General features: G+C 67.5%; 16 protein-coding genes and 2 pseudogenes. 11 read left to right on the forward strand and 7 right to left on the reverse strand.

Annotated features, from left to right (window positions below; all coding sequences use genetic code 11):
• Positions 1-356 precede the first annotated feature (356 nt).
• From ACFXGX_RS38175 to ACFXGX_RS38185, 3 genes and pseudogenes are all read left to right on the forward strand, one after another.
• Positions 357-908 carry a GNAT family N-acetyltransferase gene (locus ACFXGX_RS38175; RefSeq protein WP_384801428.1) on the forward strand — a complete coding sequence of 184 codons (552 nt, stop codon included), beginning with the start codon at positions 357-359 and terminating at the stop codon, positions 906-908.
• A gap of 700 nt (positions 909-1608) precedes the next feature.
• Positions 1609-1950, forward strand: a pseudogene (locus ACFXGX_RS38180) (DUF3710 domain-containing protein); the annotation flags it as partial.
• 87 nt (positions 1951-2037) lie between these two features.
• The gene (locus ACFXGX_RS38185) at positions 2038-2652 is read left to right on the forward strand and encodes an IS5 family transposase (RefSeq protein WP_384801385.1); all 615 of its coding nucleotides are present in this window, start codon (positions 2038-2040) and stop codon (positions 2650-2652) included.
• Positions 2653-2661: 9 nt separating this feature from the next.
• On the opposite strand, the gene ACFXGX_RS38190 is transcribed toward ACFXGX_RS38185, so the two are convergent.
• Positions 2662-3180, reverse strand: coding sequence for a winged helix-turn-helix transcriptional regulator (locus ACFXGX_RS38190; protein WP_384801388.1), 519 nt, complete (start codon positions 3178-3180; stop codon positions 2662-2664).
• A 99-nt stretch (positions 3181-3279) separates the two neighbouring features.
• Between ACFXGX_RS38190 and ACFXGX_RS38195 the strand changes: the two genes are divergently transcribed.
• Both ACFXGX_RS38195 and ACFXGX_RS38200 read left to right on the forward strand, forming a co-directional pair.
• On the forward strand, positions 3280-4065 hold the full coding sequence (locus ACFXGX_RS38195; protein ID WP_384801391.1) for an SDR family oxidoreductase: 786 nt from the start codon (positions 3280-3282) through the stop codon (positions 4063-4065).
• Between the two features lie 25 nt (positions 4066-4090).
• Positions 4091-4450 (forward strand): nuclear transport factor 2 family protein, encoded by a 360-nt coding sequence (locus tag ACFXGX_RS38200; RefSeq protein ID WP_384801394.1) that lies wholly within the window; start codon positions 4091-4093, stop codon positions 4448-4450.
• Positions 4451-5403: 953 nt separating this feature from the next.
• On the opposite strand, the gene ACFXGX_RS38205 is transcribed toward ACFXGX_RS38200, so the two are convergent.
• The 4 genes from ACFXGX_RS38205 to ACFXGX_RS38220 form a co-directional block, all read right to left on the reverse strand.
• Positions 5404-5790 (reverse strand): fic family toxin-antitoxin system, toxin component, encoded by a 387-nt coding sequence (locus tag ACFXGX_RS38205; protein ID WP_384801397.1) that lies wholly within the window; start codon positions 5788-5790, stop codon positions 5404-5406.
• On the reverse strand, positions 5787-6089 hold the full coding sequence (locus ACFXGX_RS38210) for a DUF1778 domain-containing protein (protein ID WP_384801399.1): 303 nt from the start codon (positions 6087-6089) through the stop codon (positions 5787-5789). The genes ACFXGX_RS38205 and ACFXGX_RS38210 overlap by 4 nt, the downstream gene beginning before the upstream one ends.
• Positions 6090-6410: 321 nt before the next feature.
• Positions 6411-6653, reverse strand: coding sequence for a hypothetical protein (locus tag ACFXGX_RS38215; protein WP_384801402.1), 243 nt, complete (start codon positions 6651-6653; stop codon positions 6411-6413).
• Positions 6653-6808, reverse strand: a complete 156-nt coding sequence (locus ACFXGX_RS38220; RefSeq protein ID WP_384801404.1) for a hypothetical protein — start codon at positions 6806-6808, stop codon at positions 6653-6655. The genes ACFXGX_RS38215 and ACFXGX_RS38220 overlap by 1 nt, the downstream gene beginning before the upstream one ends.
• Before the next feature lie 248 nt (positions 6809-7056).
• On the opposite strand from ACFXGX_RS38220, the gene ACFXGX_RS38225 reads away from it, so the two are divergent.
• A complete protein-coding gene (locus ACFXGX_RS38225) occupies positions 7057-8097 on the forward strand; it encodes a hypothetical protein (protein WP_384801406.1) in 1041 nt (346 codons plus the stop codon).
• Between the two features lie 292 nt (positions 8098-8389).
• Here the strand turns inward: ACFXGX_RS38225 and ACFXGX_RS38230 are convergent, their stop codons facing one another.
• Entirely contained in the window at positions 8390-9613 is a 1224-nt protein-coding gene (locus tag ACFXGX_RS38230; RefSeq protein ID WP_384801409.1) for an RNA-guided endonuclease InsQ/TnpB family protein, read from the reverse strand.
• A 24-nt stretch (positions 9614-9637) separates the two neighbouring features.
• On the opposite strand from ACFXGX_RS38230, the gene tnpA reads away from it, so the two are divergent.
• From tnpA to ACFXGX_RS38255, 5 genes are all read left to right on the forward strand, one after another.
• Positions 9638-10069, forward strand: coding sequence for an IS200/IS605 family transposase (gene tnpA, locus ACFXGX_RS38235; RefSeq protein WP_384801412.1), 432 nt, complete (start codon positions 9638-9640; stop codon positions 10067-10069).
• 167 nt (positions 10070-10236) lie between these two features.
• Positions 10237-11064: a restriction endonuclease gene (locus tag ACFXGX_RS38240; protein WP_384801414.1), complete on the forward strand. Its 828-nt coding sequence runs from the start codon at positions 10237-10239 to the stop codon at positions 11062-11064.
• Between the two features lie 73 nt (positions 11065-11137).
• Positions 11138-11398 carry a hypothetical protein gene (locus ACFXGX_RS38245; RefSeq protein WP_384801416.1) on the forward strand — a complete coding sequence of 87 codons (261 nt, stop codon included), beginning with the start codon at positions 11138-11140 and terminating at the stop codon, positions 11396-11398.
• 377 nt (positions 11399-11775) lie between these two features.
• Positions 11776-11940, forward strand: a complete 165-nt coding sequence (locus tag ACFXGX_RS38250) for a hypothetical protein (RefSeq protein ID WP_384801419.1) — start codon at positions 11776-11778, stop codon at positions 11938-11940.
• Between the two features lie 1259 nt (positions 11941-13199).
• The gene (locus ACFXGX_RS38255; protein WP_384801422.1) at positions 13200-13343 is read left to right on the forward strand and encodes a hypothetical protein; all 144 of its coding nucleotides are present in this window, start codon (positions 13200-13202) and stop codon (positions 13341-13343) included.
• A 106-nt stretch (positions 13344-13449) separates the two neighbouring features.
• On the opposite strand, the pseudogene ACFXGX_RS38260 reads toward ACFXGX_RS38255, so the two are convergent.
• A pseudogene (locus ACFXGX_RS38260) lies at positions 13450-13621 on the reverse strand (IS5/IS1182 family transposase); the annotation flags it as partial.

Here is a 13621-nt window from a genome sequence, read left to right on the forward strand (position 1 = left end):
CTTCGGTACACCAGCCGGGGAGCCAGTCTTCGTCGACCCGCACCGGCGCACTCCTGGACACCATCGAGGCCCACACGGACGTCGTACTCGACTGCCGCATGTCACCCGACCGAAAACACCTGATGACCAAGGACCGTGGCGACACACTCATCGTGTGGGACGCGGCCACCATCGTCCCGTGACGCCGCGCCCGCCACACTCCCGGGAAACGCGCGCAGACAATCGCTGGAAGGCCGGGCCGCATCGTTCAAAGTAGAGACCGGCGGGGCCGACCGAACCCCGGAGCGGTCCCCGTCACCGCCATGCGCCACCCCGCTGCTGCGGTGACCGCTGCAGGCTGCGATAGGTTGCCCGCCATGATTGATTTAGGACCCGCCGCCTGGCCACCTGCCCCGATCAAGACCGAGCGGCTCGTGCTCCGGGAGTCCGAAACGCGGGACCGTGCGGCGTGCATCGAGCTGTTCGCATCGCCGGAGGTCGGTACCTACATCGGTGGCCCTCGACCGCGTGACGAGATTGAGCGCACGGCACCTGAGGCGCCCGGGCGGCGCCCCGGCTTTTTCGTGGTGGAACTTGACGGGGCGATGATCGGCTTCATCCAGTTGCTCGATCGGCGCGACGTAGAGCGTCCAGGTCACGTCCGTCCGGAAGGCGGGGAGGCCGAGATCGGCTGCATGTTCCTGCCGGAGGCGTGGGGGTACGGGTACGCCGCCGAGGCGTGCGCAGCGGCACTCGACTGGTTCGCCGACGCTCTTCCCGGCGAGCCGGTGGTGCTCACCACCCAGACTGCCAATGCCCGCTCGATGAGCCTCGCGGCGAAGCTGGGGTTCACCGAGGTGGAGCGATTCGAGGAGTACGGCGCCGAGCAGTGGTTCGGCGTGTGGCCCCCGGTCACACCGTCCGGTTGAGCACCGTCGGCGAGTTCAGATGAGTCCGCGACCATCGCATCACTGATCCCGTGCACGGCGTGGGCGTCTTCCGCCACAGGGGTCTGCGGATTGACCGATGGTCGCCTACGAAGGGTTCAAGCGGGTGATGGCAAGGCGGCTGAGGAGATGAGCGCGAGGCGGCGAGTGAGCGAGCTCCGGGCGAGTGCCAAGGATGTTGTCGAGCAGTACGGACGAGACGGAGCGCTGTCCGCGGAGAGCCTTGCCACGGCCGGGATTTCGGGCTGGGCCCCCATGACCCCGGGAACACTCCTCTTGGGAGCCCTTATTGTTGCGGCGATCCAAGACCCGGTGCTCGCGGAGCAGGCGGCGGAGAGCGGGGACGAAGTCCTTGGCGCTTTGCTGCAGGGTGACCTCAAGGCCATCACTTTTGTCGATCGCGGCGCGGAGTTCGGCTGGGGCGCTGTGGTGTCCTGTCTTTGGTCGTACACCCAGCGCCCTGGCGCAGCGCCTGACGCTCTCGGCGCACTGCTCGCGCAGTCCGGGGAACTCTGGACCGAGATGATGGACTCGGGCGAACTGACCAAGGCGCGTGTCCGGGGCGATGACTCCGGGCCCTGGGACGCATCCGAGACCCCGGTGCCGGCTGGCACGGAGCGCATCGACTGCGGCGTACTGAGGATCCCGCGACTCGAGGGCACCCAGACGCGACCTCTGCCTCCAGGTCTTCCGGGCACCGAACGGGCCAGTCTGGGACATCCTGCGTCCGCAGCTCGAGGAGACAGCGCTGGCAAGGGGCGGCACGGCGACGCAGAGCCGGAGCAGTCTCGGCCCAGAAGTCCGCGCGAGCATTCGTGCCATCCGAGACGGACGCCGAGAACTACGGCCCACCCGGCTCCTCGGCTGCGAAGGGCCGGGCTGGCTGTTGCGCGGTCTCCTGCGTGGACCGGACGCGCTGGCCGAGGTGGCGGGCCCCGCGTCCATCACCTCTTCACCCAGACCGTCGTCGACCTTCCCTCCGCAGCCGCAGATGACAGTACGGAAGTCACCGTGGTGGAGGTGACCATGCCGTAGGCGGGCATCGTCTACGTGCTGTGCAAGAGCGTGAGCTGGCGGGACGTTCCCGCGGAACAGATCGGCTGCAGCGGGGGTGACGGCCTGGCGGCGTCTGCGGGACTGGACCGAAGCGGGCGTCTGGCCGCAAACTGCACGCGGTGCTGCTGGCCTAGCTGCGGGCCGCGGGCTTGCTGGACATGGACGGCGCCGCGATCGACGGCTCGCACGTCCGGGCGCTGAAAGGGGGGTTCACACCGGACCTTCGCCGGTTAACCGGGGCCGGCCGGGCAGCAAGCACCACCTGATCGTCGACTGCCACGGAACTCCGTTAGCCGTATCGCTGACCAGCGGGAATCGTCACGATGTCACTCAGCTCATACCGCTGCTGGACGCCATCCCGCCCATCCGCGGTCTGCGTGGCCGGCCACGCAGCCGACCCCGACAGTTGTTCGCCGACCGCGGCTACGACTACGACAAGTACCGCCGCCTCATCCGGGCCCGCGGCATCACACCGAAGATCGCCCGGAAAGGCGTCACACACGGCTCCGGACTCGGCAAGACGCGTTGGGTCGTCGAGCGCACCTTCGCCTGGCTCCACCAGTTCAAACGACTCCGCATCCACTACGAGATACGCGCCGACCTCCACCTCGGCCTACTCCAACTCACCTGCAACATCATCTGCTTGAGACGCCTGCGAACCTCATTCTGAAACGATCAGTTACGCCTCTTCCGCGGGAATGGCCGGCCGTGCCGCGTAGCGGTTGCGCATCGCGTCGCTGGCGGCGGGGCCCGCGGTGAAGACGTACGCGGCGCTGTCGTCGAGTCGGCGGCCGGTTTTGGCGTCGACGACGACCGGCTCGACTTCCTCGCCGCTGTTCGCGTCGACGAGGATCATGCTGCGCTCCGTCGCCGTGAGGCGGGCATTGCCCCACGCGGCCAAGGCGACGATCACCGGGCGCAGCGAGCGTCCGAGTTCGGTCAGGACGTACTCGTGCCGGACAGGGCTGGTCTGGTAGGGCCGACGCTTCAGCAGACCGTCCGCGACCAGGGTCTTCAGCCGGGTGGTGAGCATGCTGGAGGAGATGCCCAGGCTCTCCTGGAACTGGTCGAAGCGGGTGTAGCCGTCGAAGGCGTCGTGGAGGATCAGCAGTGTCCACCACTCGCCGACGTGTTCCGCCGTCGTGGACAGCGGGCACTCCCGGTCCTCCAGCCTGATCCGGCTTGCCACGGCGACCATCCCCTCAGTTACTGCTAAAGTCGAAGTTAGTAGCTTCTATTTTAGCAGTCAAGACAGGAGCGGCGCCTCGCATACCCGCGCCCGGGAACGGAGCACAACGTGACCACATCCATCGGCGAATCCCTCGAAGGCCGACGCGCCCTGGTCACCGGCGGCACCAAGGGCACCGGAGCCGCCATCGCCCGACGCCTGGCCCAGGCCGGTGCGACCGTGCTGGTCACCGCCCGCAGCCGCCCCGACGACGTCGAGGAGAAGACCTTCATCGCCGCCGACCTGTCCACCGCCGGAGGCGCCGCCCACGTCGCCTCCGAGGTGGACGCCCGCGTGGGAGGCGTCGACATCCTGGTCAACACGCTCGGCGGCTCCGAGGCACCGGCAGGAGGATTCGCCGCGCTCGGCGAGGACGACTGGGCAAAGGAGCTGAACACGAACCTGCTGGCCGCCGTTCGCCTGGACCGCGCACTCCTACCGCACATGCTCGCCAAAGGCAGGGGCGCGATCGTGCACGTCACGTCGATCCAGCGCCGCATGCCGCTGTGGAACGGCACCCTGGCCTACGCCGCCGCCAAAGCCGCCCTGACGACCTACAGCAAGGGACTGGCCAACGAGGTCGCCCCCTGCGGCGTCCGCGTCAACACCGTCTCACCCGGCTTCGTTCAGACCTCGGCCGCCGACAACCTCGTCGCCCGGATCGCCCACGACGCCGGCATCACCCGGGAAGCGGCGCTGGGCCGGCTCATGGACTCCCTGGGAGGCATCCCGCTCGGCCGTCCCAACCAGCCCGAGGAAGTTGCCGAGCTCGTCGCCTTCCTCGTTTCCGACCGCGCCTCGGCCATCGTCGGCGCCGAACACGTCATCGACGGCGGCACCACCCCCACCGTCTGAACCCGCCACCACCATCAGGAGCGTCATGCACGACAACCAGCCCCGGACCATCACCCCGGACGACCTGCCCGAGGTGATCACCCGCTACCTCACAGCGCACCGCGCCCACGACACCACCACCGCGGTCACGACGTTCACCGACGACGCCACAGTGATCGACGACGGCAACACCTACCAGGGCAGCGCCGCGATTGAGCGGTGGCTGGACCGATCCGCCACCGAATTCACCTACACCATCCATCTCACGAACGCTCAGAAGACCGACACGGCCCACTACATCGCCACACACCACCTCGAAGGCAACTTCCCTGGCGGCACCATCGATCTCCGCTATCGGTTCACGCTGCGCGACGACCTCATCGAACACCTCGCCATCGAACCCTGAGCTTGCTCCCACACCACCTCTTCCCGCCCACGAGAGAGACCCCACCCACTCAGACCGGCCCGTCCCAGCCCTTGCCCACTCAGTCACCCGACCAAGAGCCAGCCCTCAAGTCCGGCATCCACTCGCAGATCAGCACTTGCACGCCTGAGGAATCAAGGCGAGCAACTCCGGGCCAATCCTCAGAACAGGGTGAGGAGATTCAAAGATCCCCATCACCCCGCGAGTTGACCCCGAACCCACAGGATCATCCCCTGAGAATCAGGGCACCGCACGCGGTCAACTGCGCCATGTCCGACTGACCTGCGCGTTTCCGTGGGAGCCGCCTCCGGAGCACGATATGAAACGCCAAACCGAGCGAGTTTCAACTTCGTTGTCCGGGCGGCGATTTGGCGGGGAATGGTGTCCGGGAATAGGTCAAGCTGAGCGCTGACCAAGGGGCTTGGAGACATCCGCCGAATCGGCCGTCCCGCGGCAGGGCTGCGCCATGCTCGAGCAGTTCGCCCCGGTACATACTCACGGCTTGCGGCGTCTTTGCAGCCAGACGATCACTGAAGCGATCAACAGGAACACCACCATGAAGGCGAGGTGCTGCTCCACGGCCGACCAACGGTAGTCCGTGATCGTCGCCATGAGACTCCGAGAGCTAGGCATACAGTCGGAACCCATGACGTCGCCACACCCCACGGATCCGCAAGCCGAGGCCACACAAGGCCGTATCTCTCTATGGCTTGACCCGGAGGACTTGCGTTGGCTGGCGCAGCACTGCGGTTGCGCCGACGATGCAACCGACGAAGATAAGGACCGCTGCGGACGGCTGCGCTTCCGGGCTAGCGCAGCCCTGCACAAGCATCAGCACTCGGCATGAGGACGTAGGCCGTCACGGAACTGCCAAATTCAGGGAGCCTCATCTGTCCGCTACGTGGTGCGCCCCGACGGCCCCTTCTCCCGGATCATCAGGTAACGGTCCAGTCGCGCAGCTGGCGGGCGATCCGTGCGACGCCGAGTGCTCCAGAAGCCGTGTCCCGCACGAGCGCGACCGCGGCCTTGGGCGGGTAGTTGAGTTCGCGCGTGTTGAGGATCAGGTAGGCCTCGGTCGCGTGCCAGGCGAAGCTTTCGTTGGAGTGCTCCAGGCACGGCAGTTTCGCCAGGGTCTGCAGCAGCGCGGCGGCCTTGAGGTGAAGGGATCCGTAGATGTCGCGCTCCATCGCCCTGGCATTGACCCGGGCGACCGCGGCATACAGCGGTCCGTAGTCGTCGACCTGCGGATCGCGGTCGAGCAGCTCGGCGGCGTGCAGCAGGAAGGTGACGTCGAGCGGGTGGAGTGGTTCCGGCTGGGTCACGCGGCGTGGCCTCGCTCCTGGTGCTGCCCGAGTTCCCGCTGCGCCTCCTGCTCGGCCGCCCTCTGCTCGGCACTGGGGTCCAGGCTGCCGGGCTCGGCCGCGAAAGCTTCGCCGCTACGGTCCATGGAAGCTTTGAAACCGGCCAGGAACCGCCGCTCCACCGCGGTCGCACGGTCAAGGGCGGCCGAGAGGATGTACTCCTGCATGCTGACCCCTGCCGCCTTGGCGGCTGCCGCGATGGCAGCGCGCTGCTCAGGGTCGGGGAAACGCAGGCTCATCGCTGTTTTGGAATCTGACATGGTATCCACGGTACCAGCGATACCAGGTGTGTGGCTCGGAACGTACTTTCCTTCGTGCGAGGCGGCTTCCGGCGCTATGGCCGGTCGGCGTAGGTGCCATGCCGCTGCGGCGGTGATCCGGTGCCCGAAAGACACAGCGCCGGGCGAGGGCCGGTGCCTGCGGGAGCGCCCGGCTGCTGAAGCAGAACGGACCGTGACCTCTGCAGCTGCGGATACCGGTCCGCGCATCAGGCGGGCTGCGGCAGGTCTCCCCCCTCCTTGACCGGAGCGAATAGCGAGTCCGCCTTCAGCGCCTTTGCGATCTTCTCGTTGGCCGCTTCCTCATGCCCGTCGACACATCCGTGGTACCGGCGGTGGATCACCTCCGTGGAGTTGCCGACGCGCCGACGCCGGCTCGTCGGGATCTGCCTCGATCGGGGTGTACTCGCTCATGCGTTGCACCAGTTCGCGGGCCGGGATCGCGAACACGTCCAGGCTTTGGAAGGTGACGCGGTCTGTCTGCGTCGATGGCCTTCCGAGCTCGACGGCTTCGAGCAGGTCTCGGGTGCAGTGGATGCTGATCATCAGTCCACTGGGACGGAAGACGTGCTGACCTGGTTGGTGGAATCCGAGATCGCGGAGAGATCGCGGAGCGAGTCGAGCGCCGTGGTGGCCGATTGCCGGGTCATGCCGATCCGCAACGGGCCGACGCCGATCGGTGGGGCAAGATCGAAGTCCATGCGGGCACGATCCCAAACAGGCATATCAACGAGTCACGGAGAGCCACCCGAGCCATCGGACGGGGGGACGGACGGGGTTGTCCTGTCTCAGATAAGTCCAGGCATGACAGGTCTCTGGACTGCAGTGCCCGGACTCGGTTGAGACGCCGAGAGCCGATGCGTCTCACTTTAAGCCCGGGCATTCGACTCTCGGAATCGTCCTGGTGCGCATGCAGGCGGCTGGAGGGGCGATCGTAGACTCGCGCGCCATGGAAGAGATCTTCAGGCTTGGAGAGATCAGCTGCCCATCGGGGGCCCTGGTCATCGTTGACGGCGGTCATCTGGGGTTGTGGAGCGGTGAGCGGTCGCCAGCGGAGATCGATCCTGCTCTGCTTGGCGTTGACGACCCGGTGATGGCTGCCGAAGTGCTCGACTCCGTCGACTTTGCCGTGGTCGGCCCGGACGCCTCGGCAGCGGCCCGCGGCTTCGACCGGCAGCCGGGTGCCACGCTCCACGACATCCCTGCCTCCCGGGTAGCGGAGCTTGAGAGGATGTTCGAAGAGCACTGCCGGGCCGCGGGCTTGGACGCCCGTCTGGAGGCGGTGCCGGGCCGCGAACCGCATGCCCAACGCGTGCGCCGGGCTGCCACTGAAGGCGGCGGCAGCTTCCTGATGTTCGGGGTGCCCGTCGTCGCAGTGGGCGGGGTGCCTCGTGACCGTCACCTGCCGGTGCTGGCTTCGCGGGTCGACTTCGGCGGCGGTGTCGGGCCGCGCTGGTCAGAGATATCGGTTCGGATGAGCGACGCCCCAACGGAGTCATCCGTGCTGCTGGGTGACATCGGCGTCGACTGGGCCCGGGTGCTCTTCGGCGATGCCGATGCCCTGAATGCCTGGCAGCACGACAAGCCTGTGGACGGTTTGGCCGACGTCGCGTTCTGGGGCGCTGCCGCAGAGGAAGCCGCCGCGATGTTCGCAGCACCGGAACTGGGTGAACCCGGCGAGGACGGTGTCCGCGGGTGGACTGGGCTGGCGGTGGCGGAGGCGATGGAGAAGGCTCGCGCTGTGCAGAGCTGGAAGGAGGAGACCGGGCGCCGCATGATGGTGGACTTCCGGCCCCATTCCCATCACTGGCAGGTCATGCGACAGATTCGCGGCTCTGAAGTCGAGGCCGGAACTGTGGATGTCGGCGACGCCCGACTGCTCTGCGCGATGACGAGCTGGGGCGACGGCTACTTCCCTGTGTCGGCCGACCTGGATGAGTCGGGCGCTGTGGTGGCGGTACGGGTGAACTTCTCCGACGCGACTGCGTAGCCGTCGACGTCGCGCGCGTCCACGGCACCCAGGTGCGCCTCACACTCGCTGCGGTCCCGGCCCACTGGAACCGTCCCGTTCTGAAGAGAGGACCGGACGTGGCTGCCCTGCTGGAGGCACAGGCCGATCGAGGCCGACAGCTCGGGCACCTGCCCCCTGGCCTGAGCACGCCACGTTCACGCGCGGATCGCACCGGGGCCGAGGACATCTGGCCCGACAGGCAGCGAGCCCGCGCCTGGTCCTCGGGCTGGAAAAGGCATGCACGACGGAACCCGTTGACATCCTCTCCGCCCTAAAGGACGGAGATTCCCGCCTGACTGCCGGATGGCCGGCTCGCCTTCGGGTGGGTTCCTGTTTCTTCGCGCTGTGCCGGGAGAAGTCCCGGTCTTACCCGCGCTCCGCAGGCTGACACTGCCAGTCCGGCAGCCTTCGCGACATTGACTGCCGCATTGATGTCCCGGTCAAGCCGCGCCCCGCAGGCCCCGCACGTCCACGTACGAATGTGCAGGGGCTTGGGGCCGTCCTTGACGCCGCAGGCCGAGCACACCTGGGACGTGGGCTCGAATCGGCCGATGCGGTGGAAAGTGCGCCCGTACAGGGCGGCCTTGTACTCCAACATCGTGGTGAACGCCGACCATCCGGCGTCGTGCACGGACTTCGCGAGGCGGGTACGGGCGAGTCCCTTGACCGCCAGGTCTTCCACTGCAACCGCTTGATTCTCGCGGATGATCTTCGTGGAGAGCTGGTGGTGGAACTCGCGCCGCGCATCGGCGGTCCGTGCGTGAGCACGCGCAACCCTGATCCGGGCCTTCGCCCGGTTCTTCGACCCCTTCGCCTTCCGGCTGAGATCCCGCTGCGCCTTCTTGAGCTTCTTCTCGGCCCGGCGCAGGAAGCGCGGGCTGTCGATCTTCGTGCTGTCCGAGAGGATCGCGAAGTGAGTCAGGCCCAGGTCGATGCCGACGACGTTGTTCGTGGCGGGAAGCATCTCGGAGTCGGTCTCGACCACGAACGACGCGAAGTAACGGCCCGCACTGTGCTTGACCACGGTCACCGTGGACGGAACCGACGGTAGGGAACGCGACCACTTCACGGCCAGGTCGCCGACCTTGGGGAGCCGGAGCTTTCCGCCGGTCGTGATCTTCCATCCGGCGTTGGCGGTGAACCGGACCGACTGCCGGTTGTCCTTGCGGGACTTGAACCGGGGCGCACCCATCGTGGGGCGCTTGCCCTTGAGGCCGTCGAAGAAGTTCTTGTAGGCGGTGTCCAGGTCCCGCAGGGACTGCTGCAACACGACCGATGACACCTCGGCGAGCCACGCACGCTCGGGAGTCTTCTTCGAGGCGGTGAGCTGCTTGGACAACTCCCCCGACGAGGCGAACGGCAGCCCGGCGGCCCGGGCGGCCTCACGAGCCCGAAGGCCATCGTTGAAGACAACCCGAGCACACCCGAACGCCCTCGCCAACGCCATGCGCTGACCGGCGCTCGGGTACACGCGGAAGCTGTACCGAAGCTGCATGTCCATCATTTTACCCTTTGGTTTATGTCACCACGATGGAATCCCAATCCCGACGTACGCACCGGCCGTCACGTCGTCTACCACCTGCACGTCCACTTGGTTTTCGTCACGAAGTACCGGCGCAAGGCCATGACCGACGCCATGCTGACGCGGTGCGAAGAGATCATGCGAGAGGTGTGCACGGACTTCGGGGCCGAACTGAAGCAGTTCAACGGTGAGGAAGACCACGTGCACCTGCTGGTGCACTACCCGCCGAAGGTCCAGCTCTCCAAGCTGGTCAACTCCCTCAAGGGCGTCTCGGCCCGGATGCTGCGCAAGGAGTACGACAGTCACGTCCGGCAGTACCTGTGGCAAGGACGCTTCTGGTCCGGCTCCTACTTCGCCGGGTCCTGCGGCGGTGCACCGCTGACCGTGGTCAAGCAGTACATCGAGAACCAGAAGCGCCCCATGGGCTGAGGCGAACACTGCGGACCCGTACCTCTGGTGCGGGTCAGAGCAGTTCTGAGATGGCCTTCACCCCGCCCTAAAGGGCAGAGCACTGACCAAGATCAAAGGTAGAACGGCCGCTGCCTGGGAAGACGCGAATTGATCTTCGTTGACGTCCCAGGGGAGGAAACATCACCATGGCCGTTCCCGCACGCGCCCGGCGTACCGCGCGCCGCTCCCGCCGGTTCGAACTCCGGGCGACGGCCCTCTACTTCGCCCTCCTCGCGGTCATCCTCGCTCTGGTGGGCGCGGCCGCCCGCACCGCGGCCGCGGCCGCGGTGCACCGTCCCGCCTGGGCTGTGGCGCTCGCCCTTGTGGGCGTCGGCGCCGTCATGGTCGGCTGCCGCGGGAAGCGCCGCATATCGGCGGCCAGGATCGCGCGCCGCGCGGCCGTAGCCCTGGACGAAGCCACGCAGACGGCGGTCGAAGCGCTCGACGCGGCGTCACCGGCTCCCGTCGTCGGCCTGGTTCCCGCCGGGGCCGGGGCCTGCGGTGGCCGTCTCGGCACGGATCCCACCGTCCTGCTTCCCGAGACCGTGCCCGAGGCGCCCGCGGTCACGGTGGAGATCGCCTATGAGGCCCTGGACCCGGACGAGTTCGAACAGGCGGTGGCCGAACTGTGCCGGCGCGACGGCTGTCTCGACGTGGACGTCGTGGGCGGGGCCGGGGACCTGGGCGCCGACGTCGTGGCGAGGACGCCCGACGGGCGCTCGCTTGTCATCCAGTGCAAGCGGTACTGCGACGGCAACCGGGTCGGCTCACAGGACCTGCAGCGCTTCGGCGGCACCTGCTTCACCGTTCACGGCGCCGATGTCGCCGTCGTGGTCACCACCAGTGACTTCACTGCCCCCGCGCTCGACTACGCAGAGCAGTGCGGCATCGTGTGCGTCGACGGTCCGCAACTGCGCCGCTGGCAGGAGGATGCGGGACCGCGGCCGTGGGAGGCGCAGCCGTCGGCGGCCTGAGGCGGGCCGCATTGGCGATTCGATCTCAGAGCCTGCTGAGTCCGAAGGAACTGCTGCCTGCGACGATGCGCTGGTGAGCTATGACCTTGCGGTGTGGGACGGCGACCGTCCACTTGACGAGGACCAAGCGGGCTCGACCTACGACGAGCTCTACGAGCGCTACCTGGAGTCGGACGATGTCGTCGTGCCTCCGGCGCCACGCATCGTGGCCTGTGTGGAAGCCCTCGTTGCGCGATACCCGGACGACAACGACCCCGGTCTGGTCGGCACCGCCGGTCATCGATGGGGCGTCGGGCCCGATCGTGTGCCCGGCCATGTCCTACGGCAAGGCTGAGGACGTGTCCGAGTACGCCGCTGCGCTGGCTCGTGAGCACGGACTCGTCTGCTTCGACCCGCAGGGAGAATGGCTCCGGCCGTGATCTGCCTGTTCGTTCAGTGGGCGGACCAGAGGTAGATGCCCGCGACGAGGAGGCCGGCGCGGCAGACCGTGGCGGTAGCCACGGTCCGGCCGGCCCCGCGGCTTTCCCGGCACCACCACAGCCCGCGAGCAACCGGCGCCGAGCCCGAGGTTGCGACCGGCTGAGCCGAGGGTGGTCATCGTCCACCCCAGGAGGACCAGACAAGGTACGCGGCCTCTACCGTCCGGCCGGGCGGGTACGGCGGCGGAGCAGCTCCAACCCTACGACGAGCAGCAGCTGCTCCCCGGAGGGCATGGGCAAGCTGCGTTACGTCGTGGAGCAGACCTTCGCCCTGCTCCACCCGTTCAAACGCCTCGCCGTCCGCTGGGAGCGCCGAACCGAACTCCACGACGCCTTCGTCTCCTTGGCCTGCGTCCTCGTCTGTTGGCGGCGGCTTCAAAAGCCCAGGAACGGCTGACCGGTGTCAGGGCAGGCCAGGGCCCCAGCGGGCCGCTTCGGAGCGTTGGTACTCTCCGCATCTCTGGCGCGAGGCGGGGGAGTTGATCGTGGGAGCAGAGCCGTCGAGTCCTCCGAGCCGCTGGTTCAGCGGAATTGGCTTTGGTGTCCTCTTCGGCGGGCTGACCGCAGTGGTGACCATTGCTGCGATTGGCAGGGCATGGGCTGCTTGTGACATCGGCAGCAACGCAGGAGCCAACGGCATGACTTTGTTGTTTCTTGCGCCTCTCATATGGATCGCCGCTGCGGTTCCATGGGTGGTCCTGCGCAACACCCTCGGAAGACGTCATCGCGGGACAGCCCTGACGGCAGGACTCGTCTTCACCTTGTGGTTCACCTGGTTCCTTGTCACATGGCTCGGGATGCCGGACTCCTACCCCGCCCCGTTCTGCCCGGGCAATGTCCCACCCTGGTGGCCGAGCTTCATCCCGGCATAACTTCGGCATGGCTTGTGAACGACCTGGGCACAGGCAGCGGCAACCTACTCAGCAGCGCCCCCGACCAGCCGCCTCACCCCAGCAAGATCGTGTCACGAGTTCTGAGGGTCTAAAGTCGGTGCCTGTTACAGCAAGTTGGGGCGCGGGGTGATACCCGCGAGAGGGAGGGGCCCGATGTCGCACGACGATGGAGAAGACCCGGCGCCGAGATCCGGCGCACTTACGTACGCGATGATGACGGCCGAGGCGCGGCGCCAGGCGGCGCTGCCCAGGCCCACGGCACGCAGGCGTCGAGAGGCGGACGTTCGCAAGGTGCGGTGGTGGCGGGTGCGGACGCTGCGGAGCATCTCGGGTCTGTCCACCCTGGTCACGGCGCTGGTTTTCGCGTGTCTCGTGTTGGCGATCTGCTTGCCGGTTGGCTCTTCGATGGTGCCTGATGCCTGGTACCCGCTTGTGGTGTCGGTGGGTCTGGCGCTCTACGGGGCCTACCGTCTTCGTGGAGTGCCTGGGACGACGGCCAGGACCCTGGCCAGCGCGGCCTGTGCGCCCGGCCCGGTGCCCAAGCGGTATGCCTTGGTGTACGACCCGCCCTGGGGCGGGATCGCCCAGCTGGTGTTGTTCCCGGCCGCCGGGGGCGACGACGTCCGGCCCGATGCGGTCTTGGAACTCATGCCCTTGCCACAGCCCTGGCTCCGGTTCCCTGGGGCGAGCAAGCTCCCGGCCGACCTGCCCGTGGAGCCCGCCGGCAAACCTCGAACTTCATGGCCCAAGGGATGGATTGCCGATGGGCGTCCCCTGGATCGACGGGCAGGCGTACTGGCCGAAGCGCTCCTACGGCCCCGATGACCTGATGGGACCGGAGGGCCGAACCCTGATCGCCCGACTGCTCGCGGACGCCACCGCGGAAGCGGACTCCATCGATTCGTGACCTCATCGCCCGGGCAGCTGTCCGGCGGGAACGATGGGCGTTGGTGGGGGCGAGGTGGTTGCGCCAGTGGACTCAGCGCTCTCAGAGGTCGTTTTCTCCCGTTGTTTCATCCCGGCATGTGCCGTTTGGTGTGCGGTGTCGGGTCGCGCCAGGAGATGGTGTTCTCGCCGGTTAGGCGGCGGCCCATGAGGTCGGTCATGGCGATGTGGATCATGGCTTCGGAGCGGGTGGGCAGGGTTTCGTAGTCGCGGGCCAGGCGGCGGTGGAGCATGAGCCAG

Source organism: Streptomyces sp. NPDC059371 (assembly GCF_042751995.1).
Lineage (GTDB): Bacteria > Actinomycetota > Actinomycetes > Streptomycetales > Streptomycetaceae > Streptomyces.

Bases quoted from the DNA above. Each gene is read 5' to 3' on its own strand.
- ACFXGX_RS38175 (WP_384801428.1), top strand. From the start codon at position 357: ATGATTGATTTAGGACCCGCCGCCTGGCCACCTGCCCCGATCAAGACC.
- ACFXGX_RS38190 (WP_384801388.1), bottom strand. From the start codon at position 3,180: ATGGTCGCCGTGGCAAGCCGGATCAGGCTGGAGGACCGGGAGTGCCCG.
- ACFXGX_RS38200 (WP_384801394.1), top strand. From the start codon at position 4,091: ATGCACGACAACCAGCCCCGGACCATCACCCCGGACGACCTGCCCGAG.
- ACFXGX_RS38210 (WP_384801399.1), bottom strand. From the start codon at position 6,089: ATGTCAGATTCCAAAACAGCGATGAGCCTGCGTTTCCCCGACCCTGAG.
- ACFXGX_RS38215 (WP_384801402.1), bottom strand. From the start codon at position 6,653: ATGATCAGCATCCACTGCACCCGAGACCTGCTCGAAGCCGTCGAGCTC.
- ACFXGX_RS38220 (WP_384801404.1), bottom strand. From the start codon at position 6,808: ATGGACTTCGATCTTGCCCCACCGATCGGCGTCGGCCCGTTGCGGATC.
- ACFXGX_RS38225 (WP_384801406.1), top strand. From the start codon at position 7,057: ATGGAAGAGATCTTCAGGCTTGGAGAGATCAGCTGCCCATCGGGGGCC.
- ACFXGX_RS38230 (WP_384801409.1), bottom strand. From the start codon at position 9,613: ATGCAGCTTCGGTACAGCTTCCGCGTGTACCCGAGCGCCGGTCAGCGC.
- tnpA (WP_384801412.1), top strand. From the start codon at position 9,638: ATGTCACCACGATGGAATCCCAATCCCGACGTACGCACCGGCCGTCAC.
- ACFXGX_RS38240 (WP_384801414.1), top strand. From the start codon at position 10,237: ATGGCCGTTCCCGCACGCGCCCGGCGTACCGCGCGCCGCTCCCGCCGG.
- ACFXGX_RS38250 (WP_384801419.1), top strand. From the start codon at position 11,776: ATGGGCAAGCTGCGTTACGTCGTGGAGCAGACCTTCGCCCTGCTCCAC.
- ACFXGX_RS38255 (WP_384801422.1), top strand. From the start codon at position 13,200: ATGGGCGTCCCCTGGATCGACGGGCAGGCGTACTGGCCGAAGCGCTCC.